The sequence below is a fragment of the Variovorax sp. N23 genome (genome assembly GCF_025486315.1).
In the GTDB taxonomy this organism is placed as follows: Bacteria; Pseudomonadota; Gammaproteobacteria; order Burkholderiales; family Burkholderiaceae_C; genus Variovorax.
Genome location: NZ_JAOOPY010000017.1, coordinates 38,314 through 59,513, shown reverse-complemented (window position 1 = coordinate 59,513; position 21,200 = coordinate 38,314). Strand labels below are relative to the sequence as shown.

16 protein-coding genes are annotated in these 21,200 nt (G+C 69.8%); 7 read left to right on the top strand and 9 right to left on the bottom strand.

Annotated elements, in window-relative coordinates; all coding sequences use genetic code 11:
* Positions 1–19 precede the first annotated feature (19 nt).
* Positions 20–1,480 carry an MFS transporter gene (locus N8A90_RS21560; protein ID WP_262077206.1) on the top strand — a complete coding sequence of 487 codons (1,461 nt, stop codon included), beginning with the start codon at positions 20–22 and terminating at the stop codon, positions 1,478–1,480.
* Positions 1,481–1,484: 4 nt separating this feature from the next.
* Entirely contained in the window at positions 1,485–2,249 is a 765-nt protein-coding gene (locus tag N8A90_RS21555; RefSeq protein ID WP_262077204.1) for a class II glutamine amidotransferase, read from the top strand.
* A 114-nt stretch (positions 2,250–2,363) separates the two neighbouring features.
* On the opposite strand, the gene gshB is transcribed toward N8A90_RS21555, so the two are convergent.
* Complete coding sequence (gshB, locus tag N8A90_RS21550; protein WP_262077203.1) at positions 2,364–3,323, bottom strand: glutathione synthase; 960 nt, start codon at positions 3,321–3,323, stop codon at positions 2,364–2,366.
* Positions 3,320–4,570, bottom strand: a complete 1,251-nt coding sequence (locus N8A90_RS21545; RefSeq protein WP_262077202.1) for a benzoate/H(+) symporter BenE family transporter — start codon at positions 4,568–4,570, stop codon at positions 3,320–3,322. The genes gshB and N8A90_RS21545 overlap by 4 nt, the downstream gene beginning before the upstream one ends.
* Before the next feature lie 69 nt (positions 4,571–4,639).
* Between N8A90_RS21545 and N8A90_RS21540 the strand changes: the two genes are divergently transcribed.
* Entirely contained in the window at positions 4,640–5,563 is a 924-nt protein-coding gene (locus N8A90_RS21540) for a polysaccharide deacetylase family protein (RefSeq protein ID WP_262077201.1), read from the top strand.
* 18 nt (positions 5,564–5,581) lie between these two features.
* Here the strand turns inward: N8A90_RS21540 and N8A90_RS21535 are convergent, their stop codons facing one another.
* The 4 genes from N8A90_RS21535 to N8A90_RS21520 all read right to left on the bottom strand — a co-directional run bounded on the left by N8A90_RS21535 (position 5,582) and on the right by N8A90_RS21520 (position 11,031).
* Positions 5,582–6,205, bottom strand: a complete 624-nt coding sequence (locus N8A90_RS21535; RefSeq protein WP_262077200.1) for a YitT family protein — start codon at positions 6,203–6,205, stop codon at positions 5,582–5,584.
* Positions 6,206–6,269: 64 nt separating this feature from the next.
* Positions 6,270–8,138: a potassium transporter Kup gene (locus N8A90_RS21530; RefSeq protein ID WP_262077199.1), complete on the bottom strand. Its 1,869-nt coding sequence runs from the start codon at positions 8,136–8,138 to the stop codon at positions 6,270–6,272.
* A 169-nt stretch (positions 8,139–8,307) separates the two neighbouring features.
* Entirely contained in the window at positions 8,308–9,603 is a 1,296-nt protein-coding gene (gene gshA, locus N8A90_RS21525) for a glutamate--cysteine ligase (RefSeq protein ID WP_262077197.1), read from the bottom strand.
* 132 nt (positions 9,604–9,735) lie between these two features.
* The gene (locus N8A90_RS21520) at positions 9,736–11,031 is read right to left on the bottom strand and encodes a glutamate-5-semialdehyde dehydrogenase (RefSeq protein WP_262077196.1); all 1,296 of its coding nucleotides are present in this window, start codon (positions 11,029–11,031) and stop codon (positions 9,736–9,738) included.
* Between the two features lie 97 nt (positions 11,032–11,128).
* Here N8A90_RS21520 and N8A90_RS21515 point away from each other — a divergent pair, with 97 nt between their 5' ends.
* The 3 genes from N8A90_RS21515 to N8A90_RS21505 are packed head-to-tail and all read left to right on the top strand — an operon-like array spanning position 11,129 to position 14,177.
* Entirely contained in the window at positions 11,129–13,072 is a 1,944-nt protein-coding gene (locus N8A90_RS21515) for a galactose oxidase-like domain-containing protein (protein ID WP_262077194.1), read from the top strand.
* 5 nt (positions 13,073–13,077) lie between these two features.
* Positions 13,078–13,569, top strand: coding sequence for a hypothetical protein (locus tag N8A90_RS21510; protein WP_262077193.1), 492 nt, complete (start codon positions 13,078–13,080; stop codon positions 13,567–13,569).
* Complete coding sequence (locus N8A90_RS21505; RefSeq protein ID WP_262077192.1) at positions 13,566–14,177, top strand: SCO family protein; 612 nt, start codon at positions 13,566–13,568, stop codon at positions 14,175–14,177. Before N8A90_RS21510 ends, N8A90_RS21505 begins: the two co-directional genes overlap by 4 nt.
* Before the next feature lie 27 nt (positions 14,178–14,204).
* Here N8A90_RS21505 and holA read toward each other — a convergent pair whose 3' ends face one another.
* Genes holA through leuS form a run of 3 tightly spaced genes read right to left on the bottom strand, consistent with a single transcriptional unit; the run spans position 14,205 to position 18,428 of the window.
* The gene (gene holA, locus N8A90_RS21500) at positions 14,205–15,266 is read right to left on the bottom strand and encodes a DNA polymerase III subunit delta (RefSeq protein ID WP_262077191.1); all 1,062 of its coding nucleotides are present in this window, start codon (positions 15,264–15,266) and stop codon (positions 14,205–14,207) included.
* An 8-nt stretch (positions 15,267–15,274) separates the two neighbouring features.
* The gene (gene lptE / locus N8A90_RS21495) at positions 15,275–15,778 is read right to left on the bottom strand and encodes an LPS assembly lipoprotein LptE (RefSeq protein WP_262077190.1); all 504 of its coding nucleotides are present in this window, start codon (positions 15,776–15,778) and stop codon (positions 15,275–15,277) included.
* Positions 15,779–15,782: 4 nt separating this feature from the next.
* Positions 15,783–18,428, bottom strand: coding sequence for a leucine--tRNA ligase (gene leuS / locus N8A90_RS21490; protein ID WP_262077189.1), 2,646 nt, complete (start codon positions 18,426–18,428; stop codon positions 15,783–15,785).
* A 677-nt stretch (positions 18,429–19,105) separates the two neighbouring features.
* On the opposite strand from leuS, the gene glgX reads away from it, so the two are divergent.
* Positions 19,106–21,178 carry a glycogen debranching protein GlgX gene (gene glgX, locus N8A90_RS21485; RefSeq protein WP_262077188.1) on the top strand — a complete coding sequence of 691 codons (2,073 nt, stop codon included), beginning with the start codon at positions 19,106–19,108 and terminating at the stop codon, positions 21,176–21,178.
* Positions 21,179–21,200: the final 22 nt, after the last annotated feature.

Sequence of the window (21,200 nt, the reverse complement as noted above, 5' to 3'; positions counted from 1 at the left end):
CCGCCGACCGCCCGACCCGATGAACGACACCCCTCTTCCCTCGCTGCGCAGCCGCTATGGCGAGCGTTACCGCTGGTTCCTCCTGCTCTCCGTGATGGTCGGCACGATGGCATCGATCATGTCCTCGACCATCGTGAACGTGGCGATCCCGGGCATGAGCCACCACTTCGCGCTCGGCCAGGAACGCGCGCAGTGGGTGAGTTCGGGCTTCATGGTCGCGATGACGGTGTCGATGCTCACCACGCCCTGGCTGCTGGGCCGCTACGGCTACCGGCGCACCTATGTCGGCACGATGGTGCTGCTGCTGGCCGGCGGCGTCGCCGGCGGGCTGGCCAACGACTTCTCGCTGGTGCTGCTGGCGCGCGTGGCCGAAGGGCTGGCCGCGGGCGTGGTGCAGCCGATTCCCGCCATCATCATCCTGCGCGCCTTCGAGCCGCACGAGCAGGGCCGCGCCAGCGGCATCTTCGGCATGGGCGTGGTGCTGGCACCGGCCATCGGACCGAGCATCGGCGGCGTGCTGGTCGACCTGTTCGGCTGGCGCTCGATCTTCTTCATGGTGGTGCCGTTCTGCCTGGCCTCGATCTGGCTGGCCTACAAGTTCGTGCCGACCACGGCCCCCGGCGGCGTGACCGCCGCGCGCGCGGGCGGGCTGGACTGGCGCGGCCTGCTCATCGGGCTGGTCGGCACGCTGTGCCTGCTCAATGGCCTGGTCGAACTGCGCGGCAACGCGCCGATCGAGGCCGCCCTGCTTCTGGTGAGCGCCGTGCTGTCGCTGGCCCTGTTCGTGTGGTGGCAGAAGCGCCTGGCGGCCGGTGGCGGCGCGCCGCTCATGAACATGGCGCTCTTCGGCTACCGGCCGTTCGCGATGGGCAGCGTGGTGTCGTTCATCTACGGCGCGGCGCTGTTCGGCTCGACCTACCTGCTGCCGGTGTACATGCAGGTCGCGCTGCACCTGTCGGCCTCGCATGTGGGCACCATCATGCTGCCCGCGGGCATCGTGCTGGCCATCACCATCGCCGGCGTCGGCCGGCTGGCCGATCGGCATGCGACCTGGCTGCTGGTGAGCATCGGGCTGGCGCTGCTGGCCCTGTCCTTCGCGCTGATGAAGGTGCTCACGCTGGGCAGCACGCTGTGGCTGCTGGTGGCCTTCGCGATCATCGGGCGCATCGGGCTGGGCTTCATCCTGCCGTCGCTCAACCTGGGCGCGATGCGCCCGCTGGCCAAGCCGCTCATCCCGCAGGGCGCCAGCGCCATCAGCTTCCTGCGCATGCTCGGCGGTGCGGCCGGCGTGAGCCTGTGCGCCATCGCCCTGGAGTGGCGGCTGGCGGCGCATGGCGATTCGCTCGCGCAGGCGGCCAGCAGCCCGGCGCGGCTGACGGCGTTCAACGAGGTGTTCTTCATGCTCTCGGCGCTGTGCGCCCTGGCCATCTGCGCGGCCTGGCAGCTGCGCGCCCCATTGCCCGCGCGACAGGAGACCTGAACCCATGTGCCAACTGCTCGGCATGAACTGCAACACGCCGACCGACGTGACCTTCAGCTTCACCGGCTTCGCGCAGCGCGGCGGCCGCACCGACCACCATGCCGACGGCTGGGGCATCGCCTTCTTCGAGGACCGCGGGCTGCGCCACTTCGTCGACCACCTGCCGGCCTGCGAGTCACCGGTGGCCGAGCTGATCCGCCGCTACCCGATCCGCAGCCGCAACGTGATCGCGCACATCCGCAAGGCGACGCAGGGCCGCGTCAACCTGCAGAACTGCCACCCCTTCGTGCGCGAGCTGTGGGGCCGCTACTGGGTGTTCGCGCACAACGGCGACCTGAAGGACTTCCGGCCGCGGCTGCACGGCAACTTCCACCCCGTGGGCGACACCGACAGCGAGCACGCCTTCTGCTGGCTCATGCAGGAGCTGGCCAAGTCGCATGCCGACGTGCCCAGCGTCGCCGAACTCACGCTGACGCTGCGCGAACTGGCGCCGCAACTGGCCAGGCACGGCACCTTCAACTTCATGCTGTCGAACGGGCAGGCGCTGTGGGCGCATGCGTCGACGAAGCTCTGGTACATCGAGCGGCAGCACCCGTTCACGCTGGCGAAGCTGGCCGACGAGGATGTGCAGATGGACTTCGCGCAACACACGACACCCGACGACCGCGTCGCCGTGATCGTGACCGCGCCGCTGACGACCAACGAGCAGTGGACGCCGTTCTCGGCGGGCGAACTCGCGGTGTTCGTGGACGGCCGACGGGCGGGCTGACCCCGGCCTGGCGGGCCGTGGCGCTGCGTTGGCGCAAAACAACGCAGTGCACTTTCCCGCGCGACGACATGGGGGAGGACATCCACCGGCGACCCAAGCGGGCAGCCGACGACCTCACGGCCCCTTCTTCAATTCCGCCTCCAGCGCATCGACGAACATCGCCGGCACGTCGAAGCCGGTCTGCTCGGTGATCTCCTGGAAGCAGGTCGGGCTGGTCACGTTGATCTCGGTGACGCTGTCGCCGATCACGTCGAGGCCGATCAGCAACAGGCCGCGCGGCGCCAGCGCCCGGCCCACGGTCTCGGCGATCTCGCGGTTGCGCGGCGTCAGCGGCTGGGCCACGCCCTTGCCGCCGGCCGCCAGGTTGCCGCGCACCTCGGTGCCCTGCGGGATGCGCGCCAGCACGAAGGGCGCGGGCTCGCCGCCGATGATGAGGATGCGCTTGTCGCCGTCGACGATCTGCGGCACGAAGCGCTGCACCATGATGGTCTCGGCGCCGTCCTTGTTGAGCGTCTCGATGATGGAGCCGAGGTTCATCGCGTCCTGCTTGACGCGAAAGATGCCCATGCCGCCCATGCCGTCGAGCGGCTTCAGGATGATGTCGCCGTGTTCGGCGTGGAAGTCGCGCACCGCGCCCGCGCTGCGGGTCACCAGCGTGGGCGTGACGAACTGCGGGAACTCCATGATCGCGAGCTTTTCCGGGTGGTCGCGCAGCGCCCGGGGCTTGTTGACCACGCGTGCGCCCTCGCGCTCGGCCTGCTCGAGCAGGTGCGTGGCGTAGATGTATTCGGCATCGAAGGGCGGGTCCTTGCGCATCAGCACGACGTCGAAGTCCTTGAGCGCCTTCGACTCGGCGATGTCGACGTGGTACCAGGTCTTGGCGTCGCCGGTCAGCGTGATCTGCTGCACGTTGGCGATGACCGCTCCGCCCGACTTCCACGTCAGGTCCTGCGGCAGGCAGGCCGCGACGCGCCAGCCACGGCGCTGCGCCTCGCGCATCATCGAGAAGGTCGTGTCCTTGTAGATCTTGAACTGGTCGAGCGGGTCGGCGACGAAGAGGATGTTGCGGCTCATGGTGTCTTTCCGGCGGCGCGTTGTGCCACCTTGCTGTCTTGCTTGATCTTGCAGGCAGGCGCGATGTCCTTGCCCGCGACGGCTCTTTTCCCGCCCTGCTGGATCGCCAGGGCGACGGCGCCCGCCACCACGCCCCAGAAGGCCGAGCCGATGCCGGCGAGGGTCACGCCCGAGAGCGTGACCAGGAAGGTGATGAGCGCCGCCTCGCGGTGCGACTCGTCGCGCACCGCCGCCGCCAGGCCGCCGCCGATGGTGCCCAGCAGCGCCAGCCCGGCGATGGCGGCGACCAGTTCCTTCGGGAAGGCGGTGAGCAGGCCGGTGACGGCCGCGCCGAACAGGCCGATCACGACATAGATCGCGCCGCAGCTCACGGCGGCGGTGTAGCGCCGCGCCGGGTCTTCGTGCGCCTCCCGGCCCATGCAGATGGCGGCCGTGATGGCGCTCAGGTTGAGCGCGTAGCCGCCAAAGGGCGCGAGCACCAGCGTCGCCACGCCGGTGAGCGTGATGATCTTCGAGACCGGCATGTCGTAGCCCGCCGCGCGGATGGCCGCCACGCCCGGCAGGTTCTGCGAGGCCATCGTCACCACGAACAAGGGCAGCGCCAGGCTCACCGCCGCCTGCCAGGTGAAGACGGGCATGGTGAACACCGGCACCGCCAGGCTGAAGTGCACCGCCGACCACGCGAGCTCGCCCCGCAGCGCCGCATACGCGATGGCGACGCCCAACGTGAGCGGCACCGCATAGCGCGGCACGAGGCGCTTGCCGACGAGGTAGGTGCCGAGCATCAGCAGCACCAGCGGCAGCGCGGTCTGTGCCGCCGCGAAGGCCGACAGCCCGAAGCGCGCCAGCACGCCGGCCAGCAGCGCCGAGGCGATGGCCATCGGGATCCGGTTCATCACCCGCTCGAACCACCCGGTGGCGCCGGCCAGCGTGATGAGCGCGGCGCACACGATGAAGGCGCCGACCGCCTCGCCCATGCCGTAGCCCGCGCCGGCCGTGGCCAGCACCGCCGCGCCGGGCGTGCTCCACGCGATCATCACCGGCTTGCGCAGCCAGAGCGAGGGCAACGCCGACGCGAGGCCCATGCCGAGGCCGAGCGCCCACATCCACGACGCGATCATCTCCGGCGTGGCGCCGAAGGCCTGCGCGGCCTGGAAGACGATGACGACCGAACTGGTGAAGCCCACGAGCACCGCGACGAAGCCCGCGGTGAAGGCCGAAAGACTCAGGTCCTTGAAGAAACGCATCGGGCGATTGTGCCGCTGCCCGCGGCGGCGGCGGCGGCGCGGCGCGGCGCCACGGCGAGAATGGCTGCCATGACGACACGCTGGCCCGATCGGCTCCCCGCGCACGACCGCTTCGACTACCGCCCCATCACGCGGCGCCCCGACCATGTGTGGCCCAACGGCGCGCGGCTGGCGGTGTACCTCGGCTTCAACATCGAGCACTTCGCCTTCGGCGATGGGCTGGGCGCCTGCATCGGGCCGGCCTCGCCCCAGCCCGACGTGCTCAACCACGGCTGGCGCGAATACGGCAACCGCGTCGGTGCCTGGCGCTGCCTCGAGCTGTTCGACGCGCTGGGCCTGCCGACGGGGGCACTCATCAACACGGCCCTCTACGACCATTGCCCGGAGCTGGTGCGGGCCTTCGTGGCGCGCGGCGACGAACTCATCGGCCATGGCCACAGCAACGCCGAACGCCAGGGCGTGCTCGACGAGGACCACGAACGCGCCCTGCTGGTGCGCTGCCGCGAGCGCATCCAGCGCGAGAGCGGCCAGACCCCGGCCGGCTGGCTCTCGCCCTGGATCTCCGAGACGAGCGTGACGCCCGACCTGCTGGCCGAGACCGGCTACGGCTACACGCTCAACTGGTGCCACGACGACCAGCCGGTGCGCATGCGCACGCGCGGCGGCGGTGCGCTCTGGTCGGTGCCGTATCCGCAGGAGCTCAACGACATCCCGATGATCGTCGGACGCCTGATGGACGCGAAGGACTTCACGGCGATGGTGATCGACAACTTCGACGAAATGCTCGACCAGTCGCGCACGCAGCCGCTGGTGATGGGCCTCGCGCTGCACCCTTACATCGTGGGGCAGCCATACCGGCTGCGGCATCTGCGCACGGCGCTTGGGCACCTGGCACGCGCGCGCGACCGCGGCGATGTGTGGTTCACCACGCCGGGCGCGATCGCCTCGCACATGGATGCGCTGGCGCGCGAGCGGCCGGCCGACTTCGGCTGAGCACGCGACCTCGCACCGCTACATCGCGACGTAGCGGCCGGGCTTGTGGTTGACGGCGAGGAACACGCTCATCACCACCGCCGCCAGCACCGAGTACAGCACCCGGCTGGGTTCGATGACGAGGAAGGCCAGCGCGACGATGCTGCAATCGATGCACATCTGCACCTTGCCGGCGCGCCAGCCGTGCTTCTCCTGCATGTACAGCGACACGATGGTCGCGCCGCCCAGGCTGCCGCGGTGCCGCGCCAGGAACAGGCAGCCCGCGCCCAGCAGCAGCCCGCCCAGCACGGCCGCATAGGCCGGGTGCAGGCGATCGATGGCGAAGAGCGCGGGCGACCACTCCGTCATGGCCGACAGCAGGGAGATCGCGACGAAGGTCTTGATCGTGAATTCGCGCCCCATGCGCATCCAGGCGAAGCCGTAGAAGGGCAGGTTGATCAGGAAGAACAGCTTGCCGAAGCTGATGCCGGTGACGTAGTGCAGCAGGAAGGCCAGGCCCGCCGCGCCGCCGGTCAGGAGGCCGACCTGGTTGAACAGGATGAGCGCCAGCGACACGAACAGCGTGCCGGCGAAGATCGCCTGGGCGTCCTCGAAGTGGCTGTGGCGCAGGGAGGGCATGGCGGTGGTGGCGGGGTGGTGCATGGCGGGGTCGGGGCAAGGGCCTGACCCACCTCAAGCACGAACCTTGCCGTCGCCGTGGTCCGCCTCAGATTTCGATCTTCGAGCCCAGTTCGACCACCGCGTTGTTCGGCAGGTTCAGGAAGTTCGCCGCGCCACTCGCGTTGTGGTGCATCTGCGCGAAGAGCTTCTCGCGCCACGGCGCCATGCCGCTGCCGAGCGTGGGGATGACGACGTCGCGCGACAGGAAGTAGCTGGTCGTCATCGGCTCCAGCTGGCAGCCGCGCAGGCGGGCGTTCTCAAGCGCGCGCGGCAGGTCGACGTCGTTCTTGAAGCCGTAGTGCACCATCACCTGCCAGCAGTGACGGCCGAGCGACTCCACCTCGATGCGCTTGTCCATCGGAATCCAGGGCACCTCGTGGTTGCGTACGGTGACAAACAGGTTCTGCTCGTGCAGCACCTTGTTGTGCTTGAGGTTGTGCAGCAGCGCATTGGGCGTGACGCCCGGCTCGGCGGTGAGGAACACGGCCGTGCCATCGACCCGCGCCGGCGGGCTCACGAAGACGGCATCGAGGAAGCTGCGCAGGTCGATCGCATCCGTGCGCTGCGTCTCGCCCATCAGGCGCCGGCCTTCCTTCCAGGTGATCATCAGCATGAAGATGCCGCCGCCGATCAGCAGCGGGAACCAGCCGCCTTCGGGCAGCTTCAGGAGGTTCGACGCGAAGAAGGCGAAGTCGACCACGAAGAAGGTGGCCGTGGCGCCGATGCACAGCAGCAGCGGCAGCTTCCAGGCGTAGCGGATGACGAAGAAGGTGAGCACCGTGGTGATCAGCATGTCGGTGGTCACCGCGATGCCGTAGGCCGCCGCCAGGTTGCTCGACGAGCGGAACATCACCACCGCCAGCACGATGGCCACGAACAGGCCCCAGTTGACGAAGGGGATGTAGATCTGGCCGGCCGACCGCACGCTGGTGTGCTCGATGTTCAGGCGCGGCAGGTAGCCCAGCTGGATGACCTGGCGCGTCACGCTGAAGGCGCCGGTGATGAGCGCCTGCGAGGCGATGACCGTGGCCATCGTCGCCAGTAGCACCAGCGGGATCAGCGCCCACTCGGGGGCCATCATGAAGAAGGGGTTCTTGACCGCCTCCGGGTTCTCCAGCAGCAGGGCCCCCTGGCCGAAGTAGTTGAGCGTGAGCGCGGGCATCACCACCGAGAACCACGCGATGCGGATCGGCCCCTTGCCGAAGTGGCCGAGGTCGGCGTACAGCGCCTCGGCGCCGGTGACGCACAGCACGGTGGCGCCCAGCACGATGAAGCTGGTCATCGGGTTGTCCCAGATGAATTTCAGCGCGTAGTGCGGGCTCACCGCCTTGAGGATCGCCGGGTGGCCGAGGATCTGCGACACGCCCAGCACCGCCAGCACGAGGAACCAGGCCAGCGTGATCGGGCCGAAGAACTTGCCGATGCCCGCCGTGCCGCGCTTCTGCACGGCGAAGAGGCAGAACAGCACGACCAGCGTGATCGGGATCACGTAGTGCTTGAAGTGCGGCGACACCACCTCCAGGCCCTCGATCGCCGACAGCACCGAGATGGCCGGCGTGATGACCCCGTCGCCGTAGAACAGCGAGGTGCCGAAGATCCCGATGGCCAGCAGCACGTTGCGCACGCGCGGCTTGTCGGCCACCGCCCGCGAGGCCAGCGCCAGCATCGCGACCAGGCCGCCTTCGCCCTCGTTGTCGGCGCGCAGCACCAGCACCACGTACTTGAGCGAGACAATGATGGTCAGCGTCCAGAAGAACATCGACAGGATGCCGTAGACGTTCTCGTGCGTGAACGGCACATGGCCGTGACCGAACACCTCCTTGGTGGCATAGAGGACGCTGGTGCCGATGTCGCCGTAGACGACGCCGATGGCGCCGATGATCAGGGCGGCGGAGGACGATTTGGGGGCTGACACGAAGTCGTGGGAAAAGGCGTCGGTGCCTGGCACCGGCGGGCTGAGGCAACGGATGCGTCCGCTGCGTCCACCCCACCCTGAATTTCCGTTGGCTGTAGAGGACGGCTATTTTGCCCGTGCCGCCAGTCCCCGCAAGGGGATGAAATGTGCTACCGCCGGGAGCCCGGACTCACTCGTAGACCTCGGCGTCCGGGTCGGTCGCCTCGAGCTCGTAGCTTGCAGCCACCATGGCCAGACGGCCGATCACGCCGTACATGTAGAAGCGATTCGGTGCGCTGGCACCGGGCTTGGCGCCGGGCTGCGGCAGGTGCGCACTGTCGGAAAAAGCCAACGGAACGAAGCTTGCGCCTGGCGACTTGAGGCTTTCGTCGATGCCGCGGTCGGCATGCACGCGGTAGAAGCCGCCGACCACGTAGCGGTCCATCATGTAGACCACCGGTTCGGCCACGCCGTCGTGCACACGCTCGTTGGTGAGCACGCCCTCCTGGATGATCAGGTCGTTCAGCGCCGGCGCGCTGCCCTTCGCACTGGTCTGGCTGTGCGCCTGGGCGCTCAGTGCCGCCACCTCGCGCGCATCGCGCACCGTCATCACGCTGGTGCCGCCCGGGCCGCTGTCGGCCTTGACCACCACGAAGGGCTTCTCGTTGATGCCGTATTCCTTGTACTTGCGGCGCACCTTGGTGAGCATCGCGTCGACATGGCTGGTGATCAGGTCGACGCCGACGCCTTCACCGAGGTTCACGCCCTCGGCCAGGCTCGACATCGGGTTGATCAGCCACGGGTCGATGCCCAGCAACTTGCCGAAGCGCTTGGAGATCTCTTCGTAGCTGCGGAAGTGGTTGCTCTTGCGCCGCACCGACCAGCCCGCATGCACCGGCGGCAGCAGGTACTGCTCGTGCAGGTCTTCCAGAATGCCCGGCGTGCCGGCCGACAGGTCGTTGTTCAGCAGGATGGTGCAGGGGTCGAAGTTCTTGATGCCCAGGCGGCGCTTGGTGCGCACCACCGGCTCAAGGCACACCGTGTCGCCGTTGGGCAGCTCGATCTTCTTGGGGGACTTGATGGCCGGGTCGATGGAACCCACCCGCACGTTCAGCCCGGCCATGTGGAAGATGCGCACCAGCTGCGCGATGTTCGCCAGGTAGAAGGTGTTGCGCGAGTGGTTCTCCGGGATGACGAGCAGGTTGCGCGCCTCGGGGCAGATCTTCTCGATGGCCGCCTGCGCCGCCTGCACGGCCAGCGGCAGCATCTGCTGCGTCAGGTTGTTCCAGCCGCCGGGGAAGAGGTTGGTGTCGACCGGCGCCAGCTTGAAGCCGGCGTTGCGGATATCGACCGAGCTGTAGAAGGGCGGCGTGTGCTCCATCCATTCGAGGCGGAACCAGCGTTCGATCGCTGGCGTGGAATCCAGGACGCGCTGTTCGAGTTCGTTGATCGGGCCGGTCAGGGCGGTGACGAGATGGGGGACCATGCGGGCGGCCTTCTTATGCGATATCTGCAGAAAGGTGGACTGCAATTGTAGGATTTGGGGCCACCCGCCCCGATGACAAGCCGAAAACACAGCGTTTCCGGCGCGCCCCCTCCGGCCCGGCTCAGACCCGGTTCAGTTCCGGATCTCGCCCTGCCCCAGCACCACGTATTTGAGGGAGGTCAGGCCTTCGATCCCCACCGGACCGCGCGCATGGAATTTGTCGGTGCTGATGCCGATCTCCGCGCCCAGCCCGAACTCGAAGCCGTCCGCGAAGCGCGTGCTCGCGTTCACCATGACACTGGCCGAGTCGACCTCGCGCAGGAAGCGCTGCGCGTTGATGTGATCGCGCGTGATGATCGCGTCGGTGTGGTGGCTCGAGTAGCGGTTGATGTGCGCGATGGCCTCGTCCACGCCTTCCACCACCTTGATGCTGATGACCGCGGCGAGGTACTCCTCCGACCAGTCCGACTCGACCGCATCGACGATCGTCCCCGTCTCGCCGTGCAGCGCGCCCTCGGCCCGCAGGATGCGCGCGGCCGCCGGGTCGCAGCGCATCTCGACGCCCTTGGCGGCGAACACGGCGCCGATCTCCGGCAGGAACAGCTCGGCCACCGAGGCCGCCACCAGCAGGCCTTCGGCCGCGTTGCAGGGGCTGTACTTCTGCGTCTTCGCGTTGTCGACCACCTTGAGCGCCATGTCCAGCGGCGCGCTGTCGTCGACGTAGACGTGGCAGTTGCCGTCGAGGTGCTTGATGACCGGCACCTTGGCGTCGCGGCTGATGCGCTCGATCAGGCCCTTGCCGCCGCGCGGAATGATCACATCGACGAACTGCGGCATGGCGATGAGCTGGCCCACCGCCTCGCGGTCGGTGGTCTGCACCAGCTGCACCGCATCGACCGGCAGGCCGGCCTCGGCCAGTGAGGCCGACACCAGCGCGGCCAGCGCCTTGTTCGACTCGATGGCTTCCGAGCCGCCGCGCAGAATGGCGGCGTTACCGCTCTTGATCGCCAGGCTGGCGGCTTCGATCGTCACGTTGGGCCGGCTCTCGTAAATCATGCCGAAGACGCCGATCGGCACCCGCATCTGCCCCACGCGGATGCCGCTGGGCTGCTGCTTCATGCCGCTGATCTCGCCGATCACGTCGGGCATGGCGGCGAGCTGCTCGCAGCCGAGCGCCACCGTCTCGATGACCTTCGGCGTGAGCTTGAGGCGGTCGACCATCGGCGCCGACAGGCCGGCCGCGGTGGCGCGCTCGATGTCGCGCGCATTGGCCGGCGCCAGCTCGGCGGCGCTCTCGCGCAGGCGCCGGGCCAGGGCCTTCAGGGCCTTGTTCTTGGTGGCGGCGTCCGCCTTGGCCATCAGGGCCGACGCGGCCTTGGCCTGCAGCCCGAGGGCCTGCACGTATTCCGAAACATTGAGCGCATTCATTCACGCATTTTGCCGCGACCGGGTTCAACCGGGGTTGCCAAGGCCCATGGGCGTGGCTAGCCTGCGCCTTGTCACACATTAATGCGAAAGAATTCATATGAAGCCGTTTCAACCACGGACGCTGGCGTTCGCCTGCGCCACGCTTTCCCTTTTGGCCGCCTGCGGTGGCGGTGGCGGCGGTGAACCCGGCGGCGCGGCGGCCGACGGGTCCGGCGCCGGCACCGAGGTGCTTCCGTCGGCACCGGCACCGGCGCCATCGCCCGCACCGTCCCCCGCGCCAGCGCCTGCCCCCGCACCCCAGGCCGCCACCCTCCTGAGCCCCGGCGCGCCCAGCAAGCTCACCGGCACGAGCGTGCGCTTCGACTGGACCGCCAGCGCCGCGGACACCTACCGGCTCACGGTCGAGCGGCCCGGCACCGCCGCGGCGCTGTTCGACGGCACGACCAGCGGCACCCACCTGACCGTCGCCGGGCTGCCGGCCGACGGCGGCACCCTGGTCGTCCACCTGCAGACCCGCCACGGCGACACCTGGCTTCCGGCGGTGGACTACCGCTTCACGGCGGCCGGCTACACCGCCGCCCAGTCGACCGCCGCGGCCCGGCCCTGGACCGACCCGATCGCGCTGCCGCTGGTGCCGGCGTCGGCGGCCAACCTGCCCGACGGCAAGCTGCTGCTGTGGTCGGCGCAAGGCACCACCTACTTCGGCAGCAACGGCGGGATGGCGACGTACACCACCGTGTTCGATCCGGCCAGCGGCATCGCGACACCGACCGTCACGACCAACCCCGGCCAGGAGATGTTCTGCGAAGGGCTCAGCATGCTGGCCGACGGCGGCATCCTGGTCAGCGGCGGCAGCGACGCGGGCAAGACCTCGCGCTTCGACCCCGGCACCGGCCGCTGGTCGCCGGCGGCCACGATGAACATTCCCCGTGCCTACAACGCCAGCGCCACGTTGTCGGACGGCAGCGTGTTCACCGTCGGCGGCTCCTGGAACGGCGGCTACGGCGGCAAGTTCGGCGAGGTGTGGTCGCCGACGACGCAGACCTGGCGCACGTTGCCGGCGGTGCCGGCCGACATGCCCACTGCGGCCAACGCCGCCAACCCACCGCTCAACGGACCCGACGCGGCCGGGGTCTACCGCGCCGACAACCACATGTGGTTGTTCGGCCAGGGGGACGGCTGGGTGTTCCAGGCCGGACCGAGCGCGGCCATGCACTGGATCGACACGCGCGGCGCCGGCGCTATCGTGCAGGCCGGCCTGCGCGGCGACGACGCCTACGCCATGACCGGCAGCGCCGTGATGTACGACACCGGCAAGATCCTCAAGCTAGGCGGTGCGCCCAACCACGACAGCGGCAATGCCTTCAAGACCGCCTACGTGATCGACATCAGCGCCGGCCCGCCGAAGGCACCGACGGTGCGCAAGGTGGCGCCGATGGCCTACGGCCGCACCTTCGTCAACAGCGTGGCCCTGCCCAATGGCGAGGTGGTGGTGATCGGCGGCCAGACCTACCCCAAGGGCTTCTCCGACGACTTCTCCGTGCTGACGGCCGAGCTGTGGAGCCCCGTCACGGAAAGCTTCGTCACGCTGCCGCCGATGAAGAAGGCGCGCAACTACCACAGCATCGCCCTGCTGCTGCCCGACGGCCGCGTGCTCGCGGGCGGCGGCGGCCTGTGTGCCTGTGCGGGCGACCACCCCGACGCGGAGATCCTGACGCCGCCCTACCTGCTCGCGCCGGACGGCTCCCCCGCGGCGCGCCCAACGCTCGAGACGGCCCCGGCCGCCACGACGTGGGGCGCACAGGCCGCCGTCACGACCGACCGCCCGGTGCGCCAGTTCGCGCTGGTGCGCATGGCCTCGGCCACGCACTCGGTCAACACCGACCAGCGGCGCATCCCGGTGTCCTTCACCGGCGACGCCGGCCGCTACACGCTGGCGATCCCTTCGGACCGCGGCACGCTGCTGCCCGGCAACTACATGCTCTTCGCGCTCGACGCGCAGGGCGTGCCGAGCGTGGCGCGCACCGTCAACATCCGCTGACGGCCGTGGCATCGCCTGCCATGGCCGGCGCGTGGCGCCACCGGTCGGCGCTTCTGCTGGCGGCGGCGCTGGTTGCCGCGCTCGTCTACGGGGCCTTGCCCCGCGTCCCGATCGAGCGGGACGCCCCCTCCGCGCGCAGCGCCCAGGGCGCCCGGCTCTTCGACGGCCGCGAGGCGCTCGACGCCACCCTGGCCGACCATGCCACCGCCTTGCCCTCGGGCAGCGTGCGCTGCAGCCAGTGCCACACCGGCCCCGGGCGCGACGCGCCCGGCAGAGCGACGTCGTTCGGCCCGCTGCTGGACCGCGCGTCCCTGCGCGACGCACTGCCACGCCGCGGTGGCCCGCCCGTGGCCTACGAGCTCGCGACCTTCTGCCGCGCCCTGCGCACCGGCGTCGACCCGTCCCATGTGGTGCTGCCGCGCAGCATGCCGCGCTTCGCGATCGACGACGCGCGCTGCGAAGCACTCTGGACCTACCTCACACAGGGCCCCGCATGAACACGACAGGTGCCCCCGCCGGCGCGATCTCCCGCCGGCAGCTCCTGCAGGCCGGCGTCGCCGCGTTCGGTGGCGCGGCGATGCACGTGCACGCCGACGACATCGGCCGCGTCCGCCCGCCGATCGCCGCGCCGGCGCTGCGCCTGCGGGGCCACGACGGCCGCGCAACCACCCTGACCGACGCCCTGCGCGGGCACGCCACGGTCGTGCAGTTGATGTTCACCGGCTGCAGCGCGATCTGCCCGCTGCAGGGGGTGCTGTTCGCCTCGCTGCAGGCCACGCTGCCCGTGCGCGGCATGGCCGACGTGCAGCTGCTGTCGCTGAGCATCGATCCGCTCGGCGACGACCCGAAGGCGCTGCATGCCTGGCTGGGGCGCTTCGCGGCCGGGCCGGCCTGGCGCGCGGCGGCACCGGCGCCCGCCGACCTCGATCGGCTGCTCACCCTGCTGGGCCGCGATGGCCTGCCGGCGACTGCATCGACCGGCGACCGGCATTCCGGTCGCCTGAGCCTGTTCGACCGCGAGGCCCGTCTGGTCTGGCGGACCGCCGACCTGCCGCCGACGACGGAGGTGATCGACGCGCTGCGATGGCTGCGCGGCCAGGGCTGAGGGCCGCGCGCAGAAGGTAGCGCGCGCTCAGCCGCGCGCGGGCGTCATGCAGGCCCGGCACAGCATCAGCGCCAGCCGATGCAGCGCCTGCCAGCCGCTGGCCGGCCAGTCGGGTTGCTTCAGGCCCTTGACGATGCCGTCGACCGTGTGCGCCGCCTTCAGCAGGCGCGCCAGCGCGCGGTCGTCGAGCCGCGGCAGCACGCGCTCGAAGGCCTGCTCCTTGGCGCCCCAGATGCGGTTCTCGCGCAGTGCCATCGGCAGCGGGCGGCCGGCGTTCATCGCGTCGCGCACGCGCTTGAGCGCGCGGATGTCCTCGGCCAGCGTGTAGTGCACCAGCACCTCGGCCTCGCCCTCGGCGCGCAGGCCGTCGAGCATGCGCGCCACGCGCACCGGGTTGCCGGCCAGCACCGCGTCGGACAGCTTGAAGACGTCGTAGCGCGCCACGTTGTTGACGGCCGCTTCGACCTGCTCCCAGCCCAGCTCGCCGGCCGGGTGCAGCAGCGCGAGCTTCTGGACTTCCTGGTGCGCCGCGAGCAGGTTGCCTTCGACGCGATCGGCGAAGAACTGCAGCGTGCGCTGGCCCTCCTCGCCGCCCTTCACGCGCTGGCCCTGCAGCGCCAGGCGCTGCGCGATCCACTGCGGCAGCGCGGCCCGCTCGACCGGGTCGACCTGCAGGCTGACGCCGTTGTTCTCGAGCGCGGTAAACCATGCGCCGGTACGGGTGGCACGGTCCAGGCGGGGCAGCAGCACCAGCGTCAACGTGCTGTCGTTGCCGGCCGCGCCCTCGGCGATGCGCTGCAGCGCGGCGCTGCCGTCCTTGCCGGGCTTGCCCGAAGGAATGCGGACCTCGACGATCTGCTTGTCGGCGAAGAGGCTGAGCGAGCCGCCGGCCGCCAGCACCGCGCTCCAGTCGAAATGCGCACCGGCCACGGTGTACGAACTGCGCTCGGTGTAGCCCTGCGCGCGCGCCGCGGCGCGGATGGCATCGGCGGCCTCCTGCGCGAGCAGCGGCTCGTCGCCGTGGATCGTGTAGAGCGCGCGCAACCCCTTGCCGAGATGCGCCGACAGCTGGGCGGCCGCGAGCTGCATGCGTGCGCCTAGAGGTCCTTGACCGCGGCCATGCGTCGCAGCAGCTGCTGCGCCACGTCGTTCTGCATGTCGCGGTAGAGCAGCTCGGCTTCGCCTTCCTTGGCGAGCGCGTTGGTTTCGCTGTAGGTCAGGTCGCGCTTCTGCGAGATGTCCGCCACCAGCAGTTCCTTGCCGGCCGGCGTGCGTAGCCGGAAGCGCACCGTCAGCCGCAGCTCGAGCTCGCGCACTTCGCCCGCGGCGTTGGTCGACAGCACGACACGTTCGCGGTTCTCGCCGAGGATGTCGAGCACCGCGTCGGCTTCGGAAGTGCGTTCGGGCGGCAGAAGTTCGACCGTGCCGGCCGCCGCGATGTTGCGGCGCAGGTAGACGGTGAAGGCCGAGCGACCCGGCAGCACCAGGCTCTTGAAGGCGAAGACCGGCGCCTTGCGCAGTTCGAAGCCGCAACCGGCGAGGCCGAGCAGCGCGGTGCCGGCGGCCAGGAAGCGACGGCGGGAAGCAGTTGTCTTGTTCATTCGGTCAGATCACCACGTTGACGAGCCGGCCCGGCACCACGATCACACGCTTGGGCGCGGCGCCCTGCGCATGCAGCACGAAGTCGTCGCACGCCAGCGCGAGCGCCTCGATCTCGTCCTTCGACGCGCCGGCCGGCACCACGACCTTGCCGCGCAGCTTGCCGTTGATCTGCAGCATGAGCTCGATCTCGTCCTGCGCCAGCGCTGCCGTGTCGACCGCCGGCCAGGGCGCGTCGAGCAATTCGCCGAATGGCTCGACATAGCCCAGCTGCGACCAGAGCTGCTGCGCGATGTGCGGCGTGGCCGGGTACAGCACGCGCAGCAGGATGCCGAAACCCTCGCGCAGCGCGGTGGCATCGCCAGCGGCGCCGCTCGACTTGAAGCCTTCGAGCGCATTGAGCAGCTTCATCGCGCCCGACACCACCGTGTTGTATTGCATGCGCTGGTAGTCGTAGTCGACCTGGCGCAGCACGGTGTGCACCTCGCGGCGCAGCGCCTTGGCGTCCTTGCCGAACTCGGTGGTGGCCGCGGGCTGCGGCGCGGCCTGCAGCGCCACGCCGAAATTCCAGACGCGGCGCAGGAAACGGAAGCTGCCCTCGACCGCGGCGTCGTTCCACTCCAGCGTGGCTTCGGGCGGCGCGGTGAACATGGTGTACAGGCGCGCCGTGTCGGCGCCGTATTTCTCGATCAGGTCCTGCGGATCGACACCGTTGCGTTCGCTCTTGCCCATCTTGCCGACGCCGCCGTACTCGACCGACGAGCCGTCGGCCAGCGTACCGCCGACGATGCGGCCCTGCGCATCGAGCACCGGCGTGACTTCGAGCGGCGGGAAGTAGTCCTTGCCGCCCGACGGGCCGCGCCGGTAGTAGATGTGGTTGAGCACCATGCCCTGCGTGAGCAGCTTGGCGAAGGGCTCGTCGCAGCTCACCAGGCCGAGGTCGCGCATGACCTTGGTCCAGAAGCGCGCGTACAGCAAATGCAGGATCGCATGCTCGATGCCGCCGATGTACTGGTCCATCGGCATCCAGTACTTCGCGCCCTCGCCGACCATCGCCTGGTCGTTCTTCGGGTCGCAGTAGCGCATGAAGTACCAGGACGAATCGACGAAAGTGTCCATCGTGTCCGTCTCGCGGCGGGCGGGCTTGCCGCACACCGGGCACACCACGCCGGCATGGAAGCCTTCGTGCTTGAGCAGCGGGTTGCCCGAACCGTCGGGCACGCAGTCGGTCGGCAGCACGACCGGCAGGTCCTTCTCCGGCACCGGCACGGCCCCGTGCTCGTCGCAATGGATGATCGGGATCGGCGTGCCCCAGTAGCGCTGGCGGCTCACGCCCCAGTCGCGCAGGCGCCAGGTGGTCTTGAGCTCGCCCAGGCCCTTCTGCGCGAGCGCGTGCGCCACGGCGGCCACGGCTTCCTTGAAGGACATGCCGCTGAAGTTGTCGGAGTTGATGGTCACGCCGCGCGTCTTGTCGGCGTACCAGTCCTGCCACCGGTGGTAGTCGAACTGCGGCTCGCCGTCGACCAGCACCACCTGGATGATCTCGATGCCGTACTTGTTGGCGAAGGCGAAGTCGCGCTCGTCGTGCGCCGGCACGCCCATCACGGCACCGTCGCCGTAGCTCATCAGCACGTAGTTGCCGACCCACACCGGCACGGGCTCGTCGGTGATCGGGTGCGTCACCGTCAGGCCGGTCGGCACGCCCTTCTTCTCCTGCGTGGCGAGTTCGGCCTCGGTGGTGCCGCCGGCCTTGGCCTCGGCGATGAAGGCGGCGACCTTCGGGTCGCGCTTGGCGGCGTGCAGCGCCAGCGGATGCTCGGGCGCCACGGCGCAGAAGGTCACGCCCATGATGGTGTCGGCGCGCGTCGTGAAGACGTACAGGCGGCCATCCTGGATCGCCTGGCCATCGTCACCCTGGATGTCGTGCGTGAAGGCGAAGCGCACGCCTTCGCTCTTGCCGATCCAGTTCTCCTGCATCAGCTTCACGCGCTCGGGCCAGCCCGGCAGCTTGTGCTGGGTGTGCTCGAGCAGTTCGGGGGCGTAGTCGCTGATCTTCAGGTAGTAGCCCGGGATCTCGCGGCGCTCGACCGTGGCACCGGTGCGCCAGCCCTTGCCGTCGATCACCTGCTCGTTGGCCAGCACGGTCTGGTCGACCGGGTCCCAGTTGACGACCTGGGTCTTGCGGTAGGCGATGCCCTTCTCGAGCATCTTCAGGAACAGCCACTGGTTCCACTTGTAGTAGGCCGGGTCGCAGGTCGCGACCTCGCGGCTCCAGTCGATCGCCAGGCCCATCGCCTGGAGCTGGCCGCGCATGTAGTCGATGTTCTCGTAGGTCCACTTGGCCGGCGGCACGCCGTTCTTCAGCGCCGCGTTCTCGGCCGGCAGGCCGAAGGCGTCCCAGCCCATGGGCATGAGCACGTTGTAGCCCGACATGCGCAGATAGCGCGTGAGCATGTCGTTGATCGTGTAGTTGCGCACATGGCCCATGTGCAGCTTGCCGCTGGGGTAGGGCAGCATCGAGCAGGCGTAGTACTTCTTCTTGGGATGGCCCCGCGCGTCACGCGCGTTTTCGATGACACGATAGGCGTCGGACGCGGTCCAGTGGGCCTGGGCGGCGGACTCGACGTCGGCGGGTTGGTAGCTGGGGTTCATGAGGCTTTGGCAACGGCCCGGCGCTCGGTCGGCCGGGGGAACGCGGATTATCGCGGCTGCGGCGGGCCGGGGCGGCTCGGAGGGCTTGGGGGCGAATTTCGAATGCACAATGAAAACGTCTTCCGGGAGAGCGATGAAGCGATACGTATCTGGTGTTCTGCGGCTTGGGGGTGCGTCGATGGGTGGCATGCCTTTGGGCGGCAGACGTCTCCGGCCCTTCGGGCTTCGCTGCTGCTCCTCGCGTCAGGCGGGGTCCGCGCAAACTCGCTTCGCTCAGACACGCGCGGCCCTGATCCGCCTGCCCCTGCGGTGCTCGCCGGAGCCTCAACAGCCGCCCAAAGGCATACCACCCACCGACGTGGACGCGATCGTTGTGCACCTTTTTCCGGCGAGCGCAGCGATTGCGCCACCCCAAGCCCGGCAGGCGGTGCGGGCCGGGCGATCCCCTGTGTGCCGCCGAGGCGCGCAGCGCCATCGGCTGCGCGCGCAGCGCGCTTCGTCATCTGACTCGTCGCAGCTGTCTGAGCGAAGAGAACGAAGTGAACGCAGCGAGTTCTGCGACGCAGCCGATGGCGCGAGCACCGCAGGGCAGCCGCGCAGCGGCCGGCGCACCGGGGTCGCCCGGCCCGCACCGCCTGCCGGGCGACCCACGCCAAGCCAATAAGCTGAACAAAAAAATGCTGACCCCCGGCCTCCCCTACCCCCTGGGCGCAACCCCCGACCCCCGGGGCATCAACTTCGCCCTCGCCGCCCCGCACGCCAGCCGGGTGGAACTCTGCCTGTTCGACACCACGGGCCACAGCGAGCAGCAGCGGCTGGCGCTGCCAGCCTGCACCGACGGCGTCTGGCACGGGCGCTTCCCCGGTGCGGCGGCCGGCCTGGTCTACGGGTACCGCGTGCACGGCCCCTGGGCGCCGCACGAGGGCCAGCGCTTCAACCCGGCCAAGGTGCTGCTCGACCCCTACGCCCGCGCGATCGTCGGCCGTTACGACGGGAGCGACCTGTTCCTGGGGCATATGCCGGGCCATCCGTCGCAGCGGGACACGCGCGACAACGCATCGGTCACCCTCAAGGCCCGCGTCACGGCCGACCTGGGCGCTTCGACCGTGCCGCGCCCACGGGTAGCAGCCGCCGAGCGCGTGATCTACGAGCTGCACGTGCGCGGCCAGACGCGGCGGCACCCGGACGTCCCGTCAGAATTGCAGGGCACCTACGCCGGGCTGGCCGAGCCTGCCGTGCTCGACCACCTGCAGCAGCTCGGCGTGACCACCCTGAGCCTGATGCCGGTGCAGCACCGCGCCGACGAGGAGCGGCTGCTCAAGATGGGGCTCAGCAACTATTGGGGCTACACCACCATCGGCTGGTTCGCGCCCGAGGCGCGCTACTGGAGCGGCCGGCCCGGCACCACGCCCGCGAGCGAATTCCGCGCGATGGCCGACGCGATCCATGCCCGCGGCATGGAACTGGTGATCGACGTGGTCTACAACCACAGCGCCGAAACCGACGAGCTTGGCCCCACGCTGTCGATGCGCGGCATCGACAACGCGCTCTATTACCACCTGCGCCCCGACGACCACGCCCGCTACGAGAACTGGACCGGCTGCGGCAACTGCCTGAACTTCGCCGAACCGCGCGTGGTGCAACTCGCCACCGACAGCCTGCGCCACTGGGTGACCGAACTCGGGGTCGACGGCTTCCGCTTCGACCTGGCAACCGTGCTGGCGCGCCGCGCCGGCGGCGAGTTCGATCCGCGCGCGCCCTTCCTGGCGGCGGTCGCGCAAGACCCGGTGCTGTCGCGCGCGCTGCTGATCGCCGAGCCCTGGGACATCGGCCCCGGCGGCTACCGCGTCGGCGAATTCCCGCCGGGCTGGCTCGAATGGAACGACCGCTTCCGCGACACGCAACGCGGCTTCTGGCTGCGCCACGGCGCCGGCCTGGGCGACTTCGCGCATCGCTTCACCGCGTCCAGCGGGCAGTTCCGGCGCGGCGGGCGGGCGCCCACGGCCAGTGTCAACTTCATCACCGCGCACGACGGCTTCACGCTGCGCGACCTGGTCAGCTACAACGAGCGGCACAACCTCGCCAATGGCGAAGGCAACCGCGACGGCAGCGGCAACAACCTGAGCCGCAACTGCGGCGTCGAAGGCGAGACCGACGACCCCGCCGTGCTGGCGCTGCGCGCGCAGATGCAGCGCGCACTGCTCGCCGCCTTGCTGCTGTCACAGGGCACGCCGATGCTGCTGGCCGGCGACGAGATCGGCCACACCCAGCAGGGCAACAACAACGCCTACTGCCAGGACAACCCGACGACCTGGCTCGACTGGGCCGGCGCCGATGCCGGGCTGCAGCGCTACGTCGCCCGCCTGCTGGCGCTGCGCCGCGAGGCCGCACCCCTGCGCAGCGCCCACTGGTGGCCGGCCGACGCCTCCCGCACGGCCCACGCCGGGCTGCGGTGGCTGTGCCCCGAGGGCAGCGACATGACACCGGCGAACTGGGAGCGCGACGACCGTGCGGCGCTGATGGTGCTGTTCGACGCGCCGCCGACCGAGGTGGCATGGCTCGTGCTGGTCCATGCCGGCACCGACACCGTCGACTTCGCCCTGCCGCCCGGACCCTGGAGGCTTCGGCTGGCGAGCGACGACGATGGCGCGCCGGAGCGGCCGATGGCGGCCATGGAAAGATTGCCACCGGGATCGCTGTGGCTGGCGCACAGGGTGCGCGGCGACGGTCCCGGTGCTACGCTGAGTTGACGAACCACGGAAGCGAGACAAG